Here is a 22,457-nt window from a genome sequence, read left to right as displayed (position 1 = left end):
CCAAATAAGAAAGGAAACATTATGACGGACACTTTTACACATAAATGCCCCAATTGCGACGGTCCTTTATTGTTTGATCCTAAAGATCAAAAGTTTCATTGTGAATACTGCTTGAATGTTTATACTGAGACAGAAGTCACAGCATATGAACAGTCTCAGCGTGACGCTCATTTAGAAGATCCCACCATTGAAGAGGAGTTGACTTATACCGCAGACGCAAAGGCTGATCGAATGAATTCTGATGAAACAGCTGCGTTTGACGATACTTCCGATAGTAACAAAGACGATATGGAATTATTCAACTGTCCGAGCTGCGGTGCCCAAATCGTCACAGAAGCAACGACAGCTGCCACCTATTGCTATTATTGTCATAACCCAGTTGTTTTATCTGGTCGTTTAAGCGGGACCTTTTTGCCGGAAAAAGTCTTACCTTTTGCGATCGAAAAAGAAGAAGCTGTCGAAACGTTTTTAGCCTGGACCAAGAAAAAATGGTTTATTCCTAAAGATTTTTTCAATAAAGAGCAAATCGATAAATTGACCGGTGTCTATTTTCCTTATTGGGTAGTTGATGCCGATATCAATGGTCAACTGAATGCTATGGGGACCACTTTACGGGTTTGGCGAGTCGGAGATCTGGAATATACAGAAACAAAACAATTCGAGGTTACACGACAAGGAAAAATTTCATTCAAAGAACTGATCAAAAATGCGTTATCTAAAAATACTCAGCAAAAAATGGTTGAAACAGTCCAACCTTTTCCTATCGATAAAGCGCGCTCGTTTAAAAGCCAGTATTTAGCTGGCTTTCAAGCAGAGAAACGAGATATAGAATATGAAGCAATTCAACAGGCTATTCAAAACGAGCTCAAAGATTATTCTGAATCCTTACTACGGGATACAGCTGCTGGCTATACTTCCTTAACAAAATTGCGAACGGATATTTCTCTAGCAGATGAAAAAAATCATTATATGCTTTTACCTATTTGGTTAGTGACCTATAGAAGCAATGAACAATCAAAGAAAGTCTACTACTTCGCAATGAATGGTCAAACAGGAAAAGTGAGCGGGATCCTTCCTGTCAGCTATAAACGTTTAGGACTTTTCACTTTCGGTCTATTCTCTCTCTTATTGGCTCTTTTTTTGATCGGAGGCTGGTTCATATGATGAAAAAAATGCCTTTATGGTTTCTTACATGCTTTGTTCTTCTCTTTGGTTTTAGCGTACAAAGTTATGCTGCAGAAGATTCGATCGATGATCAAGCTGGGCTTTTTACCAGTGAACAAGTTGATCGATTAAAAGAAATGATTGCTCCGATCGAAGCAAAAACGAAAGCACGCATTTTTGTTGTTACCAATACCGACAATGAGATCGATTCTACTCGATTTGCAGATTACTATATGCTTGACCGAATTGGCAAGGATCAAAATGGTGTCACTTTTTATATTGATATGAAACAACGAAAATCAGTGATTTCTACCTCTGGCAATATGATCGATTATTTGACGGATAAACGAAATAGCCAAATGCAGGATAACATCGGTGCTAGTTTGACGAACAGAAATTATATGGAAGCTGCTCAAACATTTCTTGAGGATACTAGCAGATTCTTCGATCAAGGCGTTCCTGGCGGTCATTATCGTGTAGATACAGAAACAGGTAAAATCACACGTTATAAGGTGCTAACGACCACTGAAATTTTGATTGCTTTGATTGCCTCCGTTATTTTAAGCGGCATCTTTTTTGCAATCAGCGTTTCAAAATACCAGTTGAAATTTGGTACTTATTCTTATCCTTTCAGAGAAAAAGCAACGCTGCATTTAACAAGTAAAAATGATCGGCTGATCAATTCTTTCGTTACCACGCGGCGGATCCCTAGAAACAATTCAAATGGCGGAGGCTCTGGTGGTGGTGGCAGCAGCACACACTCTACAGGCCGAGGGACTTTTGGCGGTAGCAGTCGAGGATTTTAATTAAATAAATACTTATATTTTTATCATTTTTTTAGCATTTTAGGTGGTCCTTCTTTCATTTTCAGAAGGATCATTTTCTTTTTTTTATCTCAAAGTTATCTTGTTATTTCTTCTGTTTCAAGGTAGTATAGAGTTAATCGATTCATGCTGGATAATCATTGACAGCTAGTCTAAAAATGAGAAAAGTGAGGATATACGTAGTGAAAAAAATTCTGGGTTTCGGCATATTGACATTGTGCGGATTGACTTTGGTTGCATGCAGCGGCAACGACAATACAACAAAAAAAAGTAGTGCAGACTCTTCGACATCTCAAAAAAAAGAAGGCAGTGCGTATTTTAAAGATGATACTTTAAAAATCGATATGGCTACAGTGAAAATTCTTTCTACAGAAGTGTTACCTGCTGATACAGCTCTTTATAGAGAAAAACCACAATTAGCATTGACTTATGAAGTGACAAATGACAGTAAAGAACCTCTGTCTGCTTCTACTGTCTGGATCGCTTGTATGGAATTAACACAGGAGGGTGAAAATACGATCAATCGGTTGAATGTTGGTATGACACCACAAGATGAACGCTTTGCAGAATACACAGAACATCAATCAGATGATATCAAACCAGGCGGTACAGTCAAAGCAATTATTTCTTATGATTTAGACGATACTGAAACACCGGTTGTTTTAAAGGCAACACAGGGAATGGCTGGAAAAGAACTTGGCGAGAAGAAAATTGACTTAAAATAAAAGAAAAGAGCAGTTTGCCGAATATTTGGCTCACTGCTCTTTTTGTTATTTCATTCAAAAAAGTCACTATCTAACAAAACCAATGCTTCTGATCGTCTATTCTTTCACAGGTACCAGTAGTTGACTCGTTCCAATGGCATTGGCTTGGGCAGTCACATGAACCTCGATACTCTCCCCAGAATAATCGATCGTTCCGACTGCTTCAGAGTAGTTTTTACTGGTCGATAAATCCTCAAAACGAAAAGTTGTACTATTGATGTACTGAATATTTCTCCATTTAATATCATTGACTTTAAATTCCGGTGCTTCTGGTGATGTTTCTAAAATGGTGGCAAAGCTATTTTCCTGTGAGATCTGAATCGCTAATTTAAGTCCCTTCAATGAGTCATCTTCTCTCACCCAAACGCGATTCATGAATGCATCAAACTTGTTTTTTTCATTTGCAGAAAGAGTCTCTCCAATAAAGTCTGAGAGCTTTTTCAAACTATTTTTTTCTTCCTTATTCAGGAGAGCCGCTAATTTCTCCAAACTATAAAAATTATTGATATCAGATTCCTTGACCTTATCATTGATTTGCTCTTCGATCACTTTATTTAATTTATCCATATTTTCTTCGTTTAATACGTTTTGAGCCGCTAATAACTGCTCGTATGTTCCTTCTGCATCATTGTTCATTAGACGAGTTGAAATTTCTGGAAAATATAATTCATAATAACTTATTTGCCTGATTTCCTCAGCTTCTTTTGTCTCTGATCCTTGAAGTGAATCAACAGCCGCTTTATACTTTTTTTTCTTTAGATTCACTTGAGCGCTTGAAATTTGATAAGCATCTTTTACTTTATTATCCAGTTTTTTGTCAGCAAGCAAGTCAACTACTTCTTGATATTGTTCTTTTTCAAAAGCCAACTGAGCTTTTGAAAATAAATAGATACTTTCACTTTGTTCAGACTTCTCCTTGTTTTCCTCTAATAACGTAACAACTTCTTGATAATTTCCTTCTTTATAAGCCGATTCTGCCTTCTCTTCTTTGCTTGTACAACCTGACAACACGGCAAAAAGAACAATAATTATAACAAAACTTTTTCTCATGTTTTACTCCCCTTTCCTTACAACAACTTAATTATATAATAATAAAATCTCATCTGACAATCTCTCAAATCACCTTAACATTATTTCTTATATTTCAGTCGTTAAAAGCGCACTGATCGAGATCATTCTGCTAAAAAAGACTGACACATCTAATTTTAGTTAGAAGTACCAGTCTTTTTATATAAACAAAAAAAGCCTTCTCGGCTTTGATCAATCAACAATTCAATCAGACACATGGCGGCACTCACTTAGTGCTGCTTCCTTCCGGATCTGACACGCTTCGTAAGCCCACCATTGTCCTAGCCTTTCGGCAAGATTTAGTATACCGCATTTTCGATTGCTTGGCTAGTCTTTCTTTTGTTTTTTTAAAAGTTTCTTTTTTTCACGTAACTTCCGAAAAAAAGTAGTCAATAACATGCCGCATTCTTCTTCTAAAATACCGGACTCTACGTATGCAACATGATTGAAACGATCATCGTCCAATAAATTCATCAATGTTCCAGCAGTCCCCCCTTTTGGATCTTTAGCGCCATAATAGACTTCTTCCACACGAGAAAGAAGCATTGCACCGCTGCACATCGGACAAGGTTCTAATGTAACAAAAAGCTGTGCGCGCTCCAAGCGCCAGTTCTGGATATTCTTACAAGCTTCTTTGATCGCAAACATTTCTGCATGTGCCGTTGCATCTAAACTATCTTCTCGAAGATTATGCCCCCGCCCAACGATTTCACCATCGATCACAACAACCGCACCGATCGGCACTTCATTTAGCGTTTCTGCCTTTTTTGCTTCTTTGATTGCTTCAAGCATAAATTGTTCTTTTGCTTCTTGTGTTAGATGACTTGTCTTTTCATTCAAGTAATTTCCGCCTTTCACAAACTAGAATAATTAAACGATTCAACCCTATTCATGGTACAATAAACAAGTGAGGTGTGTCTATGACTATCGAAGAATTAATGAAATTATACCCTGAAGGAAAACTTCAAAAAGAAAAAGCAAACGACAGCAAGCTTTCATTACCGATCAATGGCGATTATTTTGTCATTGCTAAAGACATATTAAGTGAAAAAGAGTTATATTTACTACAAAAATTATTTTTATCCAACAATTTTTCTGTGGATCCCAAAAAGCATCCTTGGTTTGATTATCTCTTTAATCAGGCAAATGTTGAAGCGAGCGGATCGTTTCGTATTATACAATTTCAACTCAAAAAGCCGAAAGCTTTTTTACAGAAAGAATGGGAGCAAAGCATGAAAGAGATTTTTCCTGCTTTTGTAGATTTCTTTTTCACCGATGAAAATAACGGGCTTTTGATTGAACAATACACTAAAAATCACTATCATTTGACGGATATTCAGAGCATTTTCTTAACACTTGATGCTGATTTTGACTCTTCTACCAATGCATTCGTGGGAAATTTTTACCCAGCTGACGACCATCTATCAGCTCTCTTTCATGAGGAACAGCAAATTTTCTTAGAGGAATCCAGTCACTTAAAAGCGCAGTCTGTTTTTTCTTTAAGTGATGTTGCGATCCATCATTATACTAAAAAGAGTATGAAAGAAAGCCGAATAATCCAAGCCTATTCAAAACAGCTTGTTTTTTCTCCTGAATTCAAACAAATTATTTTGACCCTTTGGCATCATCAGGGAAATATTAGCTCTACTGCTAAAGACTTATATATGCATCGAAACACGTTACACTATCGTATCGAAAAATTTTATGAGCAAACTGGTCTATCCTTAAAAAAAATGGACGATCTAGTCTTTTGCTATTTACTTATTACAAAATAAAAGGAGTGCGTCGCAAAACTAAACATCCGTTTTGTGACGCACTCTAAATCGTAATAAACAGTGGTCAAAAGTCAGGTCTTTTGTAAGTCCTCGAACCTGACCGACTTTTGTCTCAACACCATCTTTATAACTATTTTGGTCAAATTACATTAATTCATCAATAAAACTAAATAAACGATCTTTGACATTCTCAGTACTATCCTTTAGAGACTCTCCATATGAAGAAATCTTTTTTCCACTGTCCTTCACTTTTCCTAAGACATCCATCATAGAATCCAATTCATCATCAGATAGTTTATCAACGATACTTAATAATTTTTCATTACCGCCAAATTTATCATTCACAAATTTTTTAGCTTTGCAGCGATTGGTTACATGGTAAACTTTTTTTGCGATTTTTTCTGAAGCGATCACTGCTACAGATACACTAGCCACTGCTGCAATACTTAATCCAATACTGATTTTTGTTGATGTTTTCATCTCATTCAGCTCCTTCTTACTCTCTATTATCATGATAACACACTCTTAAAAATTGAGGTAATAAAAAAGCAGGATCAATTCCGTCGATTATTTCCACCAAATAAAATGATCAGGCGAAGTAATTGTAAAAATGTTGCTAGTGCGGCTGCTACATATGTTAAAGCAGCTGCAAACAAAACTTTTCTGGCCATTGGAACTTCTTCTGCTGTTAGAATATTGCCGTCAGACAAAATTTTTAATGCTCGTCTTGATGCATTGAATTCAACAGGAAGTGTTACCAATTGAAAAAGCAAAGCCAAAGAAAATGCCAGTATACCAATATTGATCAAGGTTTGATTCCAGCTAAAAAGCACACCGATCAATATGATCGGAAATGACAATGATGAACCGATATTCGCTACTGGAACGATTGCCGCCCGAATTTTTAAAGGACTATATCCTGTATGATCCTGAACCGCATGACCGCATTCATGTGCAGCAACACCAATTGCCGCAACAGACATCGATTGTGCTGTTGCTTCTGATAAGCTAAGCATCTTATTACCTGAATTATAGTTATCAGTCAAATTTCCTGAGATTTGTTGTACCCCGACATCATTGATGTGTTCTTCTTGTAAAATATATTGAGCCGCTTTAGTTCCTGTAATATTATTTCGACTCTGAATTTTGTCGTATTTTCGAAATGTGCTATTTACATATGCGGACGCAGCCATTGAAATCAAAAGGCCTACGATAACCAAAATATATGTCGGATCAAAAATTGCATAAAATGGTACCATTTTTTATTCCCCCTATTCTTTTCTCCATTGTATCATGTCTTTCTTAAAAAAGTGTATCCAGAACTTGACGATTTTATGAAGGCTGAACTAGATTCCTCTAACAAAACTGTCACTTTTTTTTAAGTCATTTCAATGGATTCCTTTGCCAAAAACAGGCATACTACCATTAAGAGGTGAAGAGAATGAAAAAACTATTACTTTTTATCCTGCCATTCTTACTATTAACAGGTGCAGCTTGGTTTGGATACAATTACTATTATGGCGGAAAAGCCTATTATACCCAAGTTGGAACACCCACAGAAATAAAAGACGGAAAGTTTTCAACTGGCGAAACATATACTCAATATGACTATACGCAAGATGCCTACGATAAAAATGGTGAAAAAAGCGTCCAAAAGATGAGTGAAATCAGAGACAAACCCTTACGTATCAATGCTTATTTAAAATTGAAAGTCAATGCCAGAAAAGGCGTGATCAGCTGGGAAGAAGTCAAAGAAAACGAAGTTCCTCCAAAAGCTTTAGCTCACATGAGCGAATAAAGAAAGAAGATGTTTAAAAAGCGCACAAGTAAAATCGCTGTGCGCTTTTTTCATATTCAATAATCCTATAATTGATTACTGATTTTTTCAATATTTTTTAACACAATAGATACGGTACCGTCAGGATTATTTACAAATTCGATCAAGTCTCCATTACGATATACATCGATTGGGACGATCAATTCGATCCCGTTACTCATTTTTAGCTTTTGCTTCCCAAATTTTTTCTCGGAAATTTCTCTCGCTTCTCTTACCGGAGGCGTTTTATCAACAAATTTTGATTCATTGACTTCTTCTTGATATGCCATACGAGCTGAAATATTTTCTTTAAAGACTAACTCAGCGACTTGTTCGTTATCGATCGTGCCTGTTTCTTCGATACTTTCATATACAGCTTCTTTAACAGAAGCAATCAATTCGAACTCATCTTCATTGAATTTTTTTCCGATACGTTTGACTGCTTTTTTGATTTCCTTCATGTTTTCTTCTATTGAAGGAGCTGGTTCTGATTCAATGACTTTTTCAGAGAAGTACCAAACTTTTTCTCCTGAAAATTCATAACGTTTTTCAAGCAACTCATAGGCTAATGAATCAAGATTAACGGTCATTCCTTCATCTGGCTTTTGTGATTTTGAAGGTAAGATCGCCCGATTGATGATCAGCTTATTGTAAACCGCATCCTCTTCATAATCTACATAGTGAGTGTAGCTCTCTTTATAATTCAATTTGATCATAGCCAAGTGCATGATCGTATCCAACTCATATAGAACAAACAAAACATCCGCACTTGGTGCATCTTCACTGCCTGAATAAACATCGTACCAATGCTGAGCTAGATCCTGACTCTTTTGAATAAAATCATTAGGTATCCCGCGCATCTTTTCAACAAACTTACTCTCTTGTGCCAAAATCCCTGTTTTTGTTTGAGCAGTCGAAAGTTTTGTGATCTTACTCGTTAAATAAACACGAATATATTCCGTCGTTAAATCCAATTCCTTTTGTGAAAAAACCGGCGTTCCTGTCTCACGATCAATAATATGCAGGATCGCACTTTTTAAATAAATATCCATCTATCCTTCTCCCTTTTCTTAAACCTTATTTAGTCTACCTGAAAGAATGGAAAAAGCCAACTATTTTCTAGGAAATATCTTCTATAACCATATCAAAGTAAAAAAGTCACGAACCAGTGGCTCGCGACTTGATAGAATATAGTTTTGCTAAAAATTATTTTTATGCGTTTTCTTCAACATATAACTTGCCAGTCGCTTCATCTACAGGATCAAGCTTATTGAAAATTCCTTTTGTTCTGAAGATATATGTCAAAATGAATGGTACAACGACTGCGATCACCATCGCACCAAAGAAGACTAGATAGTATTGCGGAACGATCGATAAAATCCCTGGAAGTCCGCCAACACCAATACTGATCGCTTTTACATCAAATAATGTAGAGAATAATCCTGCACAAGCTGAACCAATCATGCCCGCGACAAAAGGATACACATACTTCAAGTTGATCCCAAACATCGCTGGTTCAGTGACACCTAAATAACATGAGATCATCGCTGGAATCGATACTTGTTCTTCTTCCTTGTTTCCTTTGTGCATGAAAATGACAGCAAGTACAGCTGAACCTTGAGCAATATTGGAAAGTGCGATCATCGGCCATAAGTTAGTTGCTTGGAAATCGGCAATCAATTGTAGGTCGATCGCATTCGTCATATGATGTAGACCAGTGATAACTAAAGGCGCATACAAGAATCCAAACAACGCACCAAACAACCAGTTTATTGAAGACGTCAATCCTGCATTTACAATATCAGAAACCCAGCTGCCGATTGCCCAACCTACTGGACCTAAAACTAAATGAGCAGCTAAGACTGTTGGTACCAAAGCAAACAATGGAACGAAGATCATCGATACTGCCTGAGGGATAACTTTTCTGAAAAAGATTTCCAAATAGGCTAATAGGAAACCTGCCAGCATTGCAGGAATCACCTGTGCTTGATAACCGATCATGTTCACGTGAGCAAAGCCAAAATCCCAAAATGGAATGTCCGCTGCTGCTGTCGTTGCAACTGCATAAGCATTTAATAATTGTGGAGAGACTAATGTTATCCCTAGTACAATACCAAGAATTTGAGTAGTCCCCATTTTTTTCGTAATACTCCAAGTGATACCAACAGGTAAAAATTGGAAAATCGCTTCACCGATCAGCCATAGGAATGAATTCACACCGCTCCAAAATTGTGAAACTTCAACAATTTTTTGTCCATCTAAAAAGCCAAATGGAATTCCTTCTAAAACATTACGGAAGCCCAAGATCAGCCCACCGATTACCAAAGCTGGAATCAATGGTGTAAAGATTTCTGCTAATACAGAAATTGCCCGCTGTACCGGATTTAGATTTTGTTTTGCGGCTGCTTTCCCTTGTTCTTTGGAAACGCCTTCAAGTCCTGAAACAGAAGAAAAATCATTATAAAATTGCGCTACCTCATTACCAATAATAACTTGAAATTGTCCAGCATTCGTAAATGTTCCTTTGACTGAAGGGATTTTCTCGATTGCCGCGGTATCAGCTTTAGCCGCATCATTCAATACAAAGCGCATCCGAGTTGCACAATGTGAAACCGCTGCAATATTTTCTTTTCCTCCAACATCTTCTAACAGTTTTTTTGCATCTTCTTGAAATTTACCCATTTCTTTGCTCCTTTCCGTTAACTTGTATGTACAAGTTCCCTGTATTTGTATAATACTGCATTATTTCATTTTTTACAAGCGTTTTCTTTTTAAAAAATAAAAAAATTTCGTTCTACTTATTTATACGCGTTATTACAATTTCTAAGCACTTCATTTGTATTTCTCAAATCACTGGAATTTATTTCAGAAAATGATACACTTGGATTTATCAAATACAAAAAAGACTGCTGGTGTCAGCGGTTTGATCGAGGGAAAAATGAAAAAAAAATCTATTGTTATCAAACTAAAAAAACGTTTATCTGCTGTACAAGTTCTTGCTTTAGGGTTCATTCTTCTGATTTTTTTAGGAGGCGCTCTACTTACCTTACCAGTCTTTTCTCGAAGTGGTACGTCTACACCGTTTATCGATGCTTTATTTACTTCTGTTTCTGCTGTTTGTGTGACTGGATTGACAACATTGAATACCGCACTTCATTGGAATGCATACGGACAGCTGATTATCATGCTGTTGATTGAAATCGGCGGGCTGGGATTTATGACGATGCCTGTCCTTCTATACTTTATTCTTCGAAAAAAAATTACGCTAAGTACGCGTATTTTATTGCGTGAAGCGCTTAATTTAGATGATATGTCTGGTGCTTTTCGTTTGATGATTTATGTCGTCAAATTGGCAGCTATTATTCAACTGACGGGAGCTATGCTACTTTCCATTCAATTTGTTCCTGAATTTGGCTGGCGCAAAGGGCTATTTTTCGGTCTTTTCCATTCTATTTCAAGTTTTTGTAATGCTGGATTTGATTTGCTTGGAGATAGCTTGACCCCTTATCAAAGTAACCCGTTTGTTTTATTAGTTGTTGGTGCGTTGATCATTTCTGGCGGCTTGGGATTTATTGTTTGGCAAGATCTATTAAGAGCCAAAAAAAAGCAAAAGTTTTCTCTGCATACTAAAATTGCTTTGATCACTACTGTTTCTTTACTTATTGGCGGTTTTATCATCTTTTTCTTAACTGAAAAAAATGCTGGTCAATTAACAGAAGGAACAACTTTTTTCGATCGGTTGATCAATACTTTTTTCATGTCAGTTACGCCTAGGACTGCTGGCTATTATTCGATCGATTATATGCAGATGACAAATGCCGGTCTGATCACAACTATTTTTTTAATGTATATCGGGGGAACCTCAGGATCGACTGCAGGCGGATTGAAGACGACGACGTTCGCTGTTTTAGTGATTCAAATAGTTTCCATCTTCAAAGGACGAACGAGAGCCGAATTTATGGGACGTACGATTCGAAATAGTACTGTTTTCCGTGCCCTTACACTATTTTTTATTACATTGACCTTGTGCGTATTATCTATCATGCTTTTATCTATTACGGAAAATATCCCTGAATCCTCCGGTATTGAGTATATTGCCTTTGAAGTATTTTCGGCATTCGGAACGGTTGGCTTAACAATGGGTCTTACCCCAGAACTGACTTTTATTGGCAAAATCATCATCATGCTGTTGATGTACATTGGACGGGTAGGCATCTACACTGTTGGCTTTTCTTTATTGACAAGAGGACAAAAGCAACAAGCCAAATACAAGTATCCTGATGAGAGCGTGATGATCGGATAATAAAAAGAAAACATAAAATTCAAATATTTTATGTTTTCTTTTTTAATTTAAACTATTTTTTTAGTCAAAAAAATCCCACCTTCTAAGAAGATGGGAAAAGGAGTTTTACTCTTGCGAGTAAAATGAAAAAATAAAAAGGGTTGTTGTTGGTATATTTGTATATTACTATCTTTTCTTATTAATAGCAACTGATAACCCTCAAATGATAATTTATTTTTAATTTCAAAAAATATCAATGATAAACAATATTTTATTTAAATGATAAGTTGTTATTCTATCATTTAAATAAAAAATCCCACCTTCTAAGAAGATGGGAAAAAGGAGTTTTACTCTTGCGAGTAAAATGAAAAAATAAAAAGGGTTGTTGTTGGTATATTTGTATATTACTCGCCTGTTTCTTTTTTTGCAACTAATAACCCTTATTTGTTTTTATTTTTTATAAAATGATCGCTAAAACTTATGTTTATGCGCGTTTTGAGCTTACAATAAATAATAAAAAAATAGCATCCTCTTCAAATATGTATATAAGAGAATGCTTTTTTTATCGTCAATAAAAGTAGGTTTTCCCTTAAAATAATCAATCACTTTAAAGGATATTTATCAAAAATATTTTCTTTTCCTTGTTTTATCGCTAAATAATCTATAATGATGTCTTTATACCAGCTAGTATTCATTGCTTCATTTTCATTGCTATAACTAACAATATATTCTTCCCAGTTTTCATAATGCTCCTGAGCTAATTTATAAAGTATCTCTAAATACCTCCAGGCATCCTGCTCCTTGATAAGATCAAGTGTAAAGCACACACGAATGATATAGCCTAATCGCTCCAAATCAAATGCACCTGAATCACTGATTTTTTCAGAAGCACTCATTAATACTTGTACGTCAGTCTCCTGTTTACGAGCTGCTTTTTGAATTTCTTTTTGCACTTTGCCTTTCGTACCCTCAGAAACCACTGCTGCATAACTATTTTCACTAATCCAGCTTTCGATCAACGCTTTGGCATTCTCCCCCGTTGAAATCCCAAACATCGGCAACCAATACTTAACAATGTTCTTCTTGTATTTTTCTGGAAAATATAGTTTCAAATAATTTGGTTGAATCGCCCTTTTCGCTTCGGCAAACCTGCTAACAGCGGCTCCAATACAAAGTAATTTTTCTTTTTCCGGTGGAAAAACATTGAAATCAATAATTTCCGAAGGTACTTCTATTTTCTTTTTAAACCACATAGCTTTTCTCCTTTGTTTATCTTCTGAAAGTATAAAAACATACTCTCTTTTATTTTGCCATATACCCAACATAGAAAAAAGGTTTAAATAATAACGTTTACAACTCATAACAATGTGTAAATGAATAAGCTAGTTATTTGTTGCTTATCTTTTGGTATAGTAAATACGATCTAGAGCAATCGCTGTTAATAAAAACGTTTTGTGATCCTGAGTATCATCTACTTCAATATGATATTCATCTCCACCTAAAGTCAATTTTCTTTTATCTATATCACAAATAACTTTTTCTTGTAATTTGAACTGATGACTTCCTGTCATCCCATAACCTAAACTTACATCACCAAGCACTGAATTGATTGCAAATTTATAGCTAAAAATATTTAGTGAGCGAGCAATAGATAAAACGGATTCACCATCAACTGAAATGTGATACTTTTTGAAATTGTATCTTAAAAATGAACCGATCATACTCAAAACATTGACATTTGTTTTACACATAGCCAAAGTCTCTCCATCCAAATCAGTAATTTCAAAACTTTCTCGTCCTAAAAAACTTCCTTTTACTTTATATAATGGATTGCCTGAGGCATCTAAAATCTCATACGTAGGCTTTAACGCAACCAACTTTTGTTTCACAATATATTTCATGTACTATCTCCTTATTATCTTTGATTCTTATTTCATTTTTTTGATAGGCATTTCTAACTCATTCAATAATGTATATTCATCATCAAATGTACGAACAATTACTGGTATTTCTTCATTTTTAAGTTTGTAAACTTCATAATAGAGCATTTCTTCCCCTGATTCCAAGCTATCTCTATTGATTGCTTTTGGATCTAATAACTCATTATCCAACGAAATAAAGGTCGGTTCTAATACTTCATTATTTTGGCTAAATTGAAAATATGTTTTGAGTGGCGAGATCGCTGCGTGCTGTTTTTTATTTTTGAAATGATAATAGACGATCATACTAGCTTCATTAAATGAATCTAGAAGACTATCCACTCCATTAAATTCTATCCTATAGGTTTGCGTCTCGATGATTTGTTTTGTCGCTACTTCTTTTTCTGAGTCCACCACTTTTTTGATTTTTTGTGCTTTGATATCAAGTAAATCTAGTCGTTCATTTTGGTAGCTTGTATATAGGTAGCCGATCGGTACCCCATCTACCTTTAGGATCTCCCCGTCTTTTGGCCATTCCTCTTTTTTTATATTAGATACATCTAAATAGATCGGTTTTTTTGGATTTCGCATCATAAACACCGGGATATACCAAACCCCATTTAGCGTTTTATCTTTTGACTCTATTTGGTAAGGTTCTCCTTGTGCTTTAACAACAAATGATATCTTCTTATTAAAGAAGTCGGACATCTTGATCTGTTTGGGAAAACTCACTAAACTTGATAATTCTCCATAAAGTTGCTCCTGAGCTATAGATGAATCCTTTAAGACTTTTGTTTTTCCGTCATCTTGGACATGATTGATCGGTGTTGAACATGCAGTCATACTAAGTAGTTCCAATAAGACAAAGACAGTGAGCAACCACTTATTTTTCACATAATTGTCTCCTTTTTCAATTTTGATATAGATCTGTCAATTCTAGAATTTTATAAAAGTACTTTTTAAACCTACATCATGTAGTTATATTATCATGCACTTTTCTAATTTGTCAATAGTCGTGTTATAATTGAGTTATTCGTCTTATTTGAAACCAAAATAAGATAAACAAAATGAAAAGGAGAGCTTGTATGGCACCTAAAATATCAGATTCAGAATTAGAGATCCTAAGAATTATCTGGGCTCATGATGGACAAATGATGTTTTCTGACATCGTTGACGAGCTGCATAAAAAAGAAGTTAAATGGAAAAACAATACGATTCTGACTTTTTTAGCTCGCTTGACAGAAAAACAAGTTTTAGCTGTTCAAAAAAAGGGGAGACGAAATGAATATATCGCTCTATTAACTGAGAAGGGATATTTAGAACAAGAAACAAAAGACTTTGTGGGGAAAGTTTATGAGGGTGAAGTAAAAGGATTGATTGCAACTTTGGTAGAAAATGAATTGATTTCTGATAGAGAAATTGAGGATCTAAAAGAATATTGGGAAAAAAATAAAGAATGACTAGTGTAAAACTATTGATGCTGCTTGTTTCCCTTAGTCTTTCAGGTACTATTTTATTTGGTATTTGGACACTCTTCAGACGAATCTTGTCAAAAAAAGTCTTACATCGTGTATACTACTATCTTTTATTGATCGTATTATTGCGCTTGATCCTCCCTATCTCTCCAGAACAAAGTATAATCGGAAAATCCTTTTCAACATTTGAGTCCTCCAATATTTATACAACTTTTTTTGGACCAAAGGATCGTAAAAATCCTGCTGTTATCGTTGGAGACAATGTTGTGATCGGTGACAATGTTGTTATGGGAAGTAAAAGCAAAAATATTGCGCCATATGTTTTATATATTTGGCTAGTGATCGGCTTTGGTTTCCTCATTCAAAAAATCACGAAGTATCAAAGTTTTTCGAAGTATATCAAAGCAGACTGGCACCCTGTAGATGATCCCTTGATACTTGACACGCTCAGTACCATCTGTGAAGAAAAAAAGATCCATACCACTGTAGAGCTTTATACATCAGCACTTATTTCGTCCCCACTTTTATTAGGGATCAAAAAAAGCTATATCGTGTTACCTCGTGTATCACTAACTGAGGTGCAGTTATATCATATCCTTTCACATGAACTTACTCATTATAAGAATAAGGATTTGATCTATAAATGGTTTATGCAATTGATTCTTTGTGTTCATTGGTTTAACCCGACTGTATATTTCATTGCAAAGGCTTTGAATCAAGAATGTGAATACGCCTGTGATGAAAGCACGACAAATCATTATACAAAAGAGCAGCAATTCGATTATGGTACAACATTGATAGAAATGGCCAAGATGCCGAATAAATACAATGAAAAAGTAGCTTCTGTCACATTATATGAGAATACAAACGAAATCAAAAAACGATTAGATGTACTTATAAATACTCATAATGATCAACATCTTAAACGACTGACCTCAGTTTTTTCTGCTATGATCCTTATTTTTAGTGCCATTATTTTAGGCGCTTATACGGCACCCCAAAAAACGCTGCCTATTGACAAACCAACTGATGCACCATCAACTAGCGAATCTTCTGATGAAGTGGACGCAACTAAAAAACCCTTAGGACGTCCGTTCTCTTAGTTTATACAAAAAAAGAAGGCCTGTTCATTCGGCCTTCTTTTTGTATAAACGAACATTGATCAAGAGAAATAAAACAAGAACTAGAAAACCTATCATCAGCACTTTCATTGAAAAAACTTCACCTGTCCCTGGTAAATCCTCTTTGATAATCGTTTGTTTATATTCAGGAATCGTTTTATCCTTTGATTTATCTGGTAAGGCAGGACGGAAAGGATTTAGTTCTGTTTCTTTCAATTTGCCTGTGATTTGAATTTCTGCACTTGCAGCATACACTTCACCTTTAACGTCTACCAATAGAGTTAAAAGAATAAGGAGCGTTACTATGAAATAGTTTGAATAGTTCATTCGCTTCATTTAACTTCTCCTTTCGTGATCATTACCCATTCACTATTTAGCAGATGCTTCTTCAACCGTTTGACCATCTAGTCTTAAAGGAGTAAATTTAAATTTCAGTGTTGAATTCAGGTTTTGATTTTCCGTTGTTACTTTTGAATGATCAACTGTACCTAAGAAAGAAAAATTAGTTGTACTGGGTTTTCCTGCCCCATCCATTTCACCTTCACTATTTGCTAAACGAACCATTTCTGTTCCTGTAGTAACAGTAGGTTTCCCGTTTTGCACTAATTGTATCGTTTGATTATTCGATGAACTCTTTATGTTTAATAATGTTAAAGGCTCAACCTCTACATCTGCACCTCCTTCAAATTGATAACTTTCAACATCTACTTTTACCGGGCGAGCAGATTCATTTTTGATCGCAAACGATTCTGGTGAAGTGATCGTATCAGAATTTTCAGTATAAAAAATAACGGTGGTTGGCAACGTTACTTTCACCCAACGGTCATCTCCTTCCGGCAGCTCTGTTCCTGGATCGGTTGGATCAATATCTCCCAATTGTCCACGAGTGATCACGTCACCAGTTGTAGGAGCATTTTTTTCACCCTCAATAGTTTGCGTCTCACCTTCTCCTTCATAAGCTAATACTTGTCCAGCAAAACTAAAACTCGTAACCACTAAAACTAATCCACTTACTACAATTTTTTTCTTTAACATATCCCTACCTCTTTCATTGATTTATTTAAAAGTTTTATTATTGGTCAAATAGTCTTTTTACCATAAAAACTTTTGCAGCTGAATCATCACAGTCATTGTTAGCCTCCTTAGTTTTTTACTTCAACGGTCATTTCAGCCGCCGTTTGGCCTCTATATTTTTTTGTCTTTGGATCAAAAATCGAGACATTCGCAGTACACTTATAGGTACCCTTGCCTAATTTTTTTGATAATTTGCCTTCAGTTATTTCATAACCTGGTTGAATTGCACCTGATTTGTAGATTATTTCCTGTGTTTTATCTTCTACAATTTCTACAGCAATAGGATAAACATTTGTTGGCTCATTACGAATAAACAGTTTTCCCTTGTCATCACTTGTTTCAAATATTGCTTCCGGGTAAATAGACAGTGTAAAATTTGACGCATCGATTTCATGTTCCGCTGCTTTTTTTAATTCTTCCGCATTCATTTCCTTGGCATCTTTTCCTTCTGGTAAAAATGTACCCGCAATAATATTTTTTGGTTCCTTTTTCATATTTTTGTATATGACACCTCCACCAATGATGAAAAAAAGCAAAAGAACAATTAGACCGATCTGTATCTTATTTTTTTTGTTCATATTCATCTTCAAGCTCCTTCAAGTGCTCTAAATCTCAGTTTTAATGTACAACTTGATCGATAGGATCGATTGAAATCACCAAAATAGGTTCCCGAGAAGTTCAGTGTCAGCTTCTCTTCCGGCGATAGTTTAGAAAGTGACTGACTTTCTGTCTGCTGGCTTAAACTGCTAATTTGTACTTTTTTATCTACACTTAAATTCAAACGGGCAGCAGCATCTTCATCGGACGGATCCACTTCTTCTTCTGTTAAAAAATAGACATCCGAATCATTTTCTTCAAACTGATCTAAAATGATCTCAGTATTTATTTTTTTAGAATGATTGATCAACTCAAATGGTTTGGATTGGATTTCTTCCGTTTTATCATAGGTCCCAAACGCCATAACAGTCGGCATAGTAACTTGGATTAAACCATCTGCTTGTTCATAGACATAGATATACGTTGTCTCCTTTGTTGTGCCCTCTGGTTTGTCTGGTTTCAATTCATCATTCATTGACGTTTTCCATCCAACATATCGATAAAGTACACCTTCTATCGTTAAATAGTTTTCCGGTTTTGGATCATAAGAACCATTTAGCTCAAATTCTGTATTTATACTCTCTTTCAATTCATTTTGACTATCATCAACAAATTTTTCTGTAACCACTGGATTAATTGTATAAGTAACGTCGTAATCCAACGAAAAAGTGCCACCTGAAGCTAATTTTTCAGATACTTCAATGATTGCTTTCTTTGAGCTTCCACTCGTATTGGTATTTCCTATATCTTTAAACCTAAAGGACAATTTTTCTGGGTTTATGATATTCGCTGGAATAGTGATAAATTCATTTATTCTTTGGTTCATTTCTTCTAAAGAAATTCCTAATGGGACTCTTACTCCATTTTTTACTTGTAGTTGATTAACTTGAAGTAGACGATACCCTTCATCTTTCGTTAACTCATAGTAGGCTTTTGGGTACCCTCTTGCTTCTCTAGTCAATTTTTCATCTCTTGAAATCCAAGTGTTATTTCCATTTTCATTTTTATTTCCGACAGCGAAATTGAAGACCGTATACTCAGCAACATCTCCGTATTCTAAAACTGCTTTATCAAATCGCTCGTTCCAAATCCCCAGCAAAGCAAGTGGCTTATTACCTACTGTTTGGTACGAAACATTCAAAACTCTATGTGCCAAGTCTCCTCTATAGACATTCATACTTGGTCTAGAAACTAGTCCTGGATAGGTTGATAACCCTGTTGCTTGAGTCGCAACCAAATACGGTCTATCCCCTGCGTTTAATAAACTAGAAGCCACATCCGGTTTATTATTTGCTGCTGAATTGGTTAAAATCGTACTTCCATAAATAATTTTTGCTTGAGCAGTTGTGGACAAAATTTGATTCCATTCATCATTGATTAGCGTGATTTTTAATGCCGTACTTACAGTTTTCATCAGGCTAGTGTCTACTGTATTCTCTAATTCCACTGTATAGTCATTGGGAGATAACATGTGATCACCTATCTTTATTGATTTAATAAACTCATTTTTTTGAATTAAATTTTGACGCGTTCCCGCTGGAATGTTGATTGTATTTACCTCAATAGTAACTTGCTCCCATTTGGCATATGCAACTTCAGAAGAGGTTACTTCTTTTCCAAAATCAAAACGCGTAGTCAATTCTTTATCACTATACCAACCAGCAAATACAAAACCTGTTTTTGTCGGGTGCTCAGGTTCTGTCCATTTTTCACCAGCTACTATCTCTTGAGATGCAATCGTAGTCCCGCCGTTAGTTTCAAAAGTTAAACTAAGCGATGAATCGATGCGATAAGAATTTGTAATCGCTTGGTCATTATGGTAGTCGACTAAATCTTTCGTCGTAGCTAGTTTGATATTATTTTGATCGAGCCACTGGATATCTTCCGACCATAAACGTAGCTGCATATTTTCTGTTAATTCAAATTTCTCATTCAAGCTTAAATTCATGATAGGAGCAACACTTTTAGGAGAATCAGGTATGCCAAATAGATTGTTTGAACCTTCTAGTGTCAATTTCTGAGACGAGGCATTAGATAAATCTACGTTTGTCAAAGAGGTACAGCCGGAAAACATAGCATCCATATCAGTAACATTATTTGTGTTAAAACTAGTTAGATTCAACTCAGTCAAACGAGCACAATCGCTAAACATACGACTCATATTGGTCACATTGCTTGTATCGAAATTACTCAAGTTAAGTGTTTCTAATTTGAAATCCCCTGAAAACATGTCACTTAAATCTGTTAATCCATTAATATTACAAAATTCCAATCCGTCAATTTCAACTAGATTAGGGTATTGATTAAAAACATTCGTTTGTGAACGAATTTCTGTTGGTTCAGTAAACACTATTTTTACAATTTGATCTTTATAGTTTTCCCATGAAGACGTTTGTCCATCTAAATCGGTTCCAATAACCAGTCCACCAAAAATTTCAAGTGTTCCTTCAGTTGTCACCCTCCAATTCTCTCCTGAAGGAACTGTTGCTTGCTGTTCGGCATTTTCTTCTTGTTTTATTTCTGAGACATTATTCTTTGACTGATCATTTCCGTTTGTACTCTCAATCGTATTCTCTACATCCGTATCCTCTAATGTATGTTTGACTTTCTGGTCTTTCTCCTCTACTTTTTGAACACTTAAATCAATTGGTGTAACGACAAATTGAGAAATGATCATCGATAATAAAATGAACTTCTTCAAGTAATTTCCTCCTAACAAATGAATTCATAATTATGCTGCCTTTGGAATGAACATATTTGATTGTTTACTCATTTCTGATTTATATATCTGCTCAGCATTCCTTTTTAAACCAAGGTTTCCTATCGAATAATGATGATTACTTTTAGCCATCAACACACTCAAATAGTCACTTTACAGCCCCAAATTACTCTGTTATCATAGCATGGATTATTGGGAACAAATTTTCCGGATTTGGTTAAAATGAGCCATTTCTGTACACCCAAAATCTATATTAATTTATAAGGAGTTTGATTATGATCGACTTTTTTCTAAAAAAACAGAATAACAAACTGAAAATTTTAATGCTTTTATCCAACGGTAAAAAAAAAGATTTTTCTTCTTTTCTATCTAAAATGAGCATTCCGAGAACAAGCCTAAAAAGAGCTTTGGATGAGTTGAATGCTGATTTTTCAGAAAAAAATATTCCCTGCCAGTTGAAACAAGATGATACTAAAAAATACTATCTGGTCTTTGATAAAGACGATTCTACCTTAACAATCTATCATCGTTTAAAGCTAGTTTATTTGAAAGAATCCTTACATTTCCAGCTACTAAGCCTTCTCCTGACTTCCTCCCCTCAATCTATCCAAAAATTATCATCTAAATTAGTCATTTCACCTTCCTATTGTTACAGAATAATTAGAGAATTGAATCGACAACTTATCCCTTTTAAATTGAACATCTCTCATATGAAAAAGACGGAAAATATGGAAATCCTCGGTCATGAACAAACACTAAGAATTTTCAGTTTTATTCTTTTGAATGAGGCGTATCAAACGATCGAATGGCCTTTTCATCATATTTCGAAAAATGAACTTACTTCATCATTACATTATCAAAAAAAGAGTCACACTAACCTCTCTTCTCCCAGCAAATTGAATCAAGTGTTGTTCTACATGGCGATCACAGACCTTCGCATAAAAAATAAAAAAAGACTTGAAAAGATGGATGATGAACTTATTTCAATGATGAATATCCTTAAAAATAATATTGATTTTTTAGAGTCTAGAAAATACTTTACTCGGAATTACCATTTGAACACTGAAAATTTAACAAATGAGGTCATCTATTTTAATGCCATTTTTAGAATACTTATTGTTCATGCAATTAGCCCCTACCATAAACAAGTGGCTGGGGAGAAAATAGTCGTGTCCCAACTGAATTTTTCTAAAAACATCATAACTATCACCAATAAACTACTTATCGAATTTGATCTTCAAAACACAAAAAGTATTTTTTACGAGTCTGTCTATTTTCTTTCTATCTATAAAATTTTTATAACACTCATCAACATCGATATCGGCAGTCTTTTAAAAGTGAGCTATAATTATCCTGTCTCTTATGAAAGATATAATCATGTGAAACTGGATGCGGTAACATCCTTTTGCGAAGTTTTTCTAAAGAAAAACCCTAGTATTTCTTCCCCCTTATTTAGTAAAAAAAATTATATCTTTACATGTATCATTCTCAACACATTACTGCGAATTTACAGTAGTTCGACCTTAAAAATATATTTTCAATTCTCAAAAGTCTTTTTAGGAGAACGTCTTTTGTCTCAAATGATCGAAAACGTTTTTAATCTTTCAACACTTCAAATCACAACAGATTTTTACCAAGCAGATTTGATTATTTCTGATTCATTAGATACGGTAACTGATTTACAAAATAAGAAATGTTTTTATTTTCATGATGTAAATGATAAAAAGAATTGGATCGAATTATTTCAATTTATTCAGTTAAATTTATTGGCAAGTATAGATACGGATTATGCTGCTATTTGGAAAGAGTATTTTATTTGATCATGGTTGGATAAGTAACATTCATATCCATCATTTTTA

At 35.0% G+C, this 22,457-nt stretch carries 22 protein-coding genes and 1 other RNA gene; 9 read left to right on the top strand and 14 right to left on the bottom strand.

The features are described 5' to 3' along the window. Positions 1-21: 21 nt before the first annotated feature. The 3 genes from H3T55_RS06200 to H3T55_RS06190 all read left to right on the top strand — a co-directional run bounded on the left by H3T55_RS06200 (position 22) and on the right by H3T55_RS06190 (position 2,713). Positions 22-1,164, top strand: coding sequence for a TFIIB-type zinc ribbon-containing protein (locus H3T55_RS06200; RefSeq protein WP_225533799.1), 1,143 nt, complete (start codon positions 22-24; stop codon positions 1,162-1,164). Beyond that, positions 1,164-1,970: a TPM domain-containing protein gene (locus H3T55_RS06195; RefSeq protein WP_225534138.1), complete on the top strand. Its 807-nt coding sequence runs from the start codon at positions 1,164-1,166 to the stop codon at positions 1,968-1,970. Before H3T55_RS06200 ends, H3T55_RS06195 begins: the two co-directional genes overlap by 1 nt. A 200-nt stretch (positions 1,971-2,170) precedes the next feature. After that, positions 2,171-2,713, top strand: coding sequence for a DUF5067 domain-containing protein (locus H3T55_RS06190; protein WP_225533798.1), 543 nt, complete (start codon positions 2,171-2,173; stop codon positions 2,711-2,713). Between the two features lie 96 nt (positions 2,714-2,809). Here the strand turns inward: H3T55_RS06190 and H3T55_RS06185 are convergent, their stop codons facing one another. The 3 genes from H3T55_RS06185 to tadA all read right to left on the bottom strand — a co-directional run bounded on the left by H3T55_RS06185 (position 2,810) and on the right by tadA (position 4,660). Continuing rightward, complete coding sequence (locus H3T55_RS06185; RefSeq protein WP_225533797.1) at positions 2,810-3,802, bottom strand: hypothetical protein; 993 nt, start codon at positions 3,800-3,802, stop codon at positions 2,810-2,812. 220 nt (positions 3,803-4,022) lie between these two features. Beyond that, an RNA gene (ffs, locus tag H3T55_RS06180) (signal recognition particle sRNA small type) lies at positions 4,023-4,107 on the bottom strand. A gap of 40 nt (positions 4,108-4,147) precedes the next feature. Then, a complete protein-coding gene (gene tadA / locus H3T55_RS06175) occupies positions 4,148-4,660 on the bottom strand; it encodes a tRNA adenosine(34) deaminase TadA (protein WP_225533796.1) in 513 nt (170 codons plus the stop codon). An 80-nt stretch (positions 4,661-4,740) separates the two neighbouring features. Between tadA and H3T55_RS06170 the strand changes: the two genes are divergently transcribed. Beyond that, a complete protein-coding gene (locus H3T55_RS06170; protein ID WP_225533795.1) occupies positions 4,741-5,595 on the top strand; it encodes a helix-turn-helix domain-containing protein in 855 nt (284 codons plus the stop codon). 144 nt (positions 5,596-5,739) lie between these two features. On the opposite strand, the gene H3T55_RS06165 is transcribed toward H3T55_RS06170, so the two are convergent. Both H3T55_RS06165 and H3T55_RS06160 read right to left on the bottom strand, forming a co-directional pair. Then, positions 5,740-6,075, bottom strand: a complete 336-nt coding sequence (locus H3T55_RS06165; protein WP_087640302.1) for a hypothetical protein — start codon at positions 6,073-6,075, stop codon at positions 5,740-5,742. 74 nt (positions 6,076-6,149) lie between these two features. Beyond that, on the bottom strand, positions 6,150-6,854 hold the full coding sequence (locus H3T55_RS06160) for a zinc metallopeptidase (protein WP_087640303.1): 705 nt from the start codon (positions 6,852-6,854) through the stop codon (positions 6,150-6,152). A 182-nt stretch (positions 6,855-7,036) separates the two neighbouring features. Here H3T55_RS06160 and H3T55_RS06155 point away from each other — a divergent pair, with 182 nt between their 5' ends. Then, a complete protein-coding gene (locus H3T55_RS06155; protein WP_087640304.1) occupies positions 7,037-7,393 on the top strand; it encodes a YxeA family protein in 357 nt (118 codons plus the stop codon). 65 nt (positions 7,394-7,458) lie between these two features. On the opposite strand, the gene H3T55_RS06150 is transcribed toward H3T55_RS06155, so the two are convergent. Both H3T55_RS06150 and treP read right to left on the bottom strand, forming a co-directional pair. Further along, on the bottom strand, positions 7,459-8,463 hold the full coding sequence (locus H3T55_RS06150) for a nucleoid-associated protein (protein ID WP_225533794.1): 1,005 nt from the start codon (positions 8,461-8,463) through the stop codon (positions 7,459-7,461). Between the two features lie 160 nt (positions 8,464-8,623). Further along, the gene (gene treP, locus H3T55_RS06145) at positions 8,624-10,093 is read right to left on the bottom strand and encodes a PTS system trehalose-specific EIIBC component (protein ID WP_225533793.1); all 1,470 of its coding nucleotides are present in this window, start codon (positions 10,091-10,093) and stop codon (positions 8,624-8,626) included. A 256-nt stretch (positions 10,094-10,349) separates the two neighbouring features. On the opposite strand from treP, the gene H3T55_RS06140 reads away from it, so the two are divergent. After that, positions 10,350-11,714 (top strand): TrkH family potassium uptake protein, encoded by a 1,365-nt coding sequence (locus H3T55_RS06140; protein ID WP_225533792.1) that lies wholly within the window; start codon positions 10,350-10,352, stop codon positions 11,712-11,714. Between the two features lie 581 nt (positions 11,715-12,295). On the opposite strand, the gene H3T55_RS06135 is transcribed toward H3T55_RS06140, so the two are convergent. The 3 genes from H3T55_RS06135 to H3T55_RS06125 form a co-directional block, all read right to left on the bottom strand. Continuing rightward, entirely contained in the window at positions 12,296-12,946 is a 651-nt protein-coding gene (locus H3T55_RS06135) for a DUF1266 domain-containing protein (RefSeq protein ID WP_225533791.1), read from the bottom strand. A gap of 144 nt (positions 12,947-13,090) precedes the next feature. Continuing rightward, a complete protein-coding gene (locus H3T55_RS06130) occupies positions 13,091-13,594 on the bottom strand; it encodes an LURP-one-related/scramblase family protein (RefSeq protein ID WP_225533789.1) in 504 nt (167 codons plus the stop codon). Positions 13,595-13,621: 27 nt separating this feature from the next. Next, the gene (locus H3T55_RS06125; protein ID WP_225533788.1) at positions 13,622-14,506 is read right to left on the bottom strand and encodes a DUF5067 domain-containing protein; all 885 of its coding nucleotides are present in this window, start codon (positions 14,504-14,506) and stop codon (positions 13,622-13,624) included. Positions 14,507-14,697: 191 nt separating this feature from the next. Between H3T55_RS06125 and H3T55_RS06120 the strand changes: the two genes are divergently transcribed. Both H3T55_RS06120 and H3T55_RS06115 read left to right on the top strand, forming a co-directional pair. Then, a complete protein-coding gene (locus H3T55_RS06120) occupies positions 14,698-15,072 on the top strand; it encodes a BlaI/MecI/CopY family transcriptional regulator (RefSeq protein WP_225533787.1) in 375 nt (124 codons plus the stop codon). Then, a complete protein-coding gene (locus tag H3T55_RS06115) occupies positions 15,069-16,190 on the top strand; it encodes a M56 family metallopeptidase (protein ID WP_225533786.1) in 1,122 nt (373 codons plus the stop codon). Before H3T55_RS06120 ends, H3T55_RS06115 begins: the two co-directional genes overlap by 4 nt. A 24-nt stretch (positions 16,191-16,214) precedes the next feature. Here H3T55_RS06115 and H3T55_RS06110 read toward each other — a convergent pair whose 3' ends face one another. From H3T55_RS06110 to H3T55_RS06095, 4 genes are all read right to left on the bottom strand, one after another. Then, positions 16,215-16,544: a hypothetical protein gene (locus H3T55_RS06110; RefSeq protein ID WP_225533785.1), complete on the bottom strand. Its 330-nt coding sequence runs from the start codon at positions 16,542-16,544 to the stop codon at positions 16,215-16,217. Positions 16,545-16,577: 33 nt separating this feature from the next. After that, on the bottom strand, positions 16,578-17,243 hold the full coding sequence (locus H3T55_RS06105; protein ID WP_225533783.1) for a hypothetical protein: 666 nt from the start codon (positions 17,241-17,243) through the stop codon (positions 16,578-16,580). Between the two features lie 107 nt (positions 17,244-17,350). After that, a complete protein-coding gene (locus tag H3T55_RS06100) occupies positions 17,351-17,866 on the bottom strand; it encodes a hypothetical protein (protein WP_225533782.1) in 516 nt (171 codons plus the stop codon). Positions 17,867-17,868: 2 nt separating this feature from the next. Beyond that, positions 17,869-20,580 carry a BspA family leucine-rich repeat surface protein gene (locus H3T55_RS06095; RefSeq protein ID WP_225533781.1) on the bottom strand — a complete coding sequence of 904 codons (2,712 nt, stop codon included), beginning with the start codon at positions 20,578-20,580 and terminating at the stop codon, positions 17,869-17,871. Between the two features lie 392 nt (positions 20,581-20,972). On the opposite strand from H3T55_RS06095, the gene H3T55_RS06090 reads away from it, so the two are divergent. Beyond that, positions 20,973-22,418 (top strand): helix-turn-helix domain-containing protein, encoded by a 1,446-nt coding sequence (locus H3T55_RS06090; RefSeq protein ID WP_225550128.1) that lies wholly within the window; start codon positions 20,973-20,975, stop codon positions 22,416-22,418. Positions 22,419-22,457 lie beyond the last annotated feature (39 nt).

Source organism: Enterococcus sp. S22(2020) (assembly GCF_020295385.1).
Classification (GTDB): Bacteria; Bacillota; Bacilli; order Lactobacillales; family Enterococcaceae; genus Enterococcus_L; species Enterococcus_L dunnyi.
The sequence above is the reverse complement of the archived record's forward strand: the minus strand, read 5'-3'. Positions and strand labels throughout refer to the sequence as shown.

Bases quoted from the DNA above. Each gene is read 5' to 3' on its own strand.
- H3T55_RS06155 (WP_087640304.1), top strand. From the start codon at position 7,037: ATGAAAAAACTATTACTTTTTATCCTGCCATTCTTACTATTAACAGGT.
- H3T55_RS06110 (WP_225533785.1), bottom strand. From the start codon at position 16,544: ATGAAGCGAATGAACTATTCAAACTATTTCATAGTAACGCTCCTTATT.
- H3T55_RS06185 (WP_225533797.1), bottom strand. From the start codon at position 3,802: ATGAGAAAAAGTTTTGTTATAATTATTGTTCTTTTTGCCGTGTTGTCA.
- H3T55_RS06165 (WP_087640302.1), bottom strand. From the start codon at position 6,075: ATGAAAACATCAACAAAAATCAGTATTGGATTAAGTATTGCAGCAGTG.
- treP (WP_225533793.1), bottom strand. From the start codon at position 10,093: ATGGGTAAATTTCAAGAAGATGCAAAAAAACTGTTAGAAGATGTTGGA.
- H3T55_RS06170 (WP_225533795.1), top strand. From the start codon at position 4,741: ATGACTATCGAAGAATTAATGAAATTATACCCTGAAGGAAAACTTCAA.
- H3T55_RS06195 (WP_225534138.1), top strand. From the start codon at position 1,164: ATGAAAAAAATGCCTTTATGGTTTCTTACATGCTTTGTTCTTCTCTTT.
- H3T55_RS06100 (WP_225533782.1), bottom strand. From the start codon at position 17,866: ATGAATATGAACAAAAAAAATAAGATACAGATCGGTCTAATTGTTCTT.
- H3T55_RS06120 (WP_225533787.1), top strand. From the start codon at position 14,698: ATGGCACCTAAAATATCAGATTCAGAATTAGAGATCCTAAGAATTATC.
- H3T55_RS06150 (WP_225533794.1), bottom strand. From the start codon at position 8,463: ATGGATATTTATTTAAAAAGTGCGATCCTGCATATTATTGATCGTGAG.
- H3T55_RS06105 (WP_225533783.1), bottom strand. From the start codon at position 17,243: ATGTTAAAGAAAAAAATTGTAGTAAGTGGATTAGTTTTAGTGGTTACG.
- H3T55_RS06140 (WP_225533792.1), top strand. From the start codon at position 10,350: ATGAAAAAAAAATCTATTGTTATCAAACTAAAAAAACGTTTATCTGCT.
- H3T55_RS06130 (WP_225533789.1), bottom strand. From the start codon at position 13,594: ATGAAATATATTGTGAAACAAAAGTTGGTTGCGTTAAAGCCTACGTAT.
- H3T55_RS06200 (WP_225533799.1), top strand. From the start codon at position 22: ATGACGGACACTTTTACACATAAATGCCCCAATTGCGACGGTCCTTTA.
- H3T55_RS06090 (WP_225550128.1), top strand. From the start codon at position 20,973: ATGAGCATTCCGAGAACAAGCCTAAAAAGAGCTTTGGATGAGTTGAAT.
- H3T55_RS06135 (WP_225533791.1), bottom strand. From the start codon at position 12,946: ATGTGGTTTAAAAAGAAAATAGAAGTACCTTCGGAAATTATTGATTTC.
- H3T55_RS06160 (WP_087640303.1), bottom strand. From the start codon at position 6,854: ATGGTACCATTTTATGCAATTTTTGATCCGACATATATTTTGGTTATC.
- H3T55_RS06115 (WP_225533786.1), top strand. From the start codon at position 15,069: ATGACTAGTGTAAAACTATTGATGCTGCTTGTTTCCCTTAGTCTTTCA.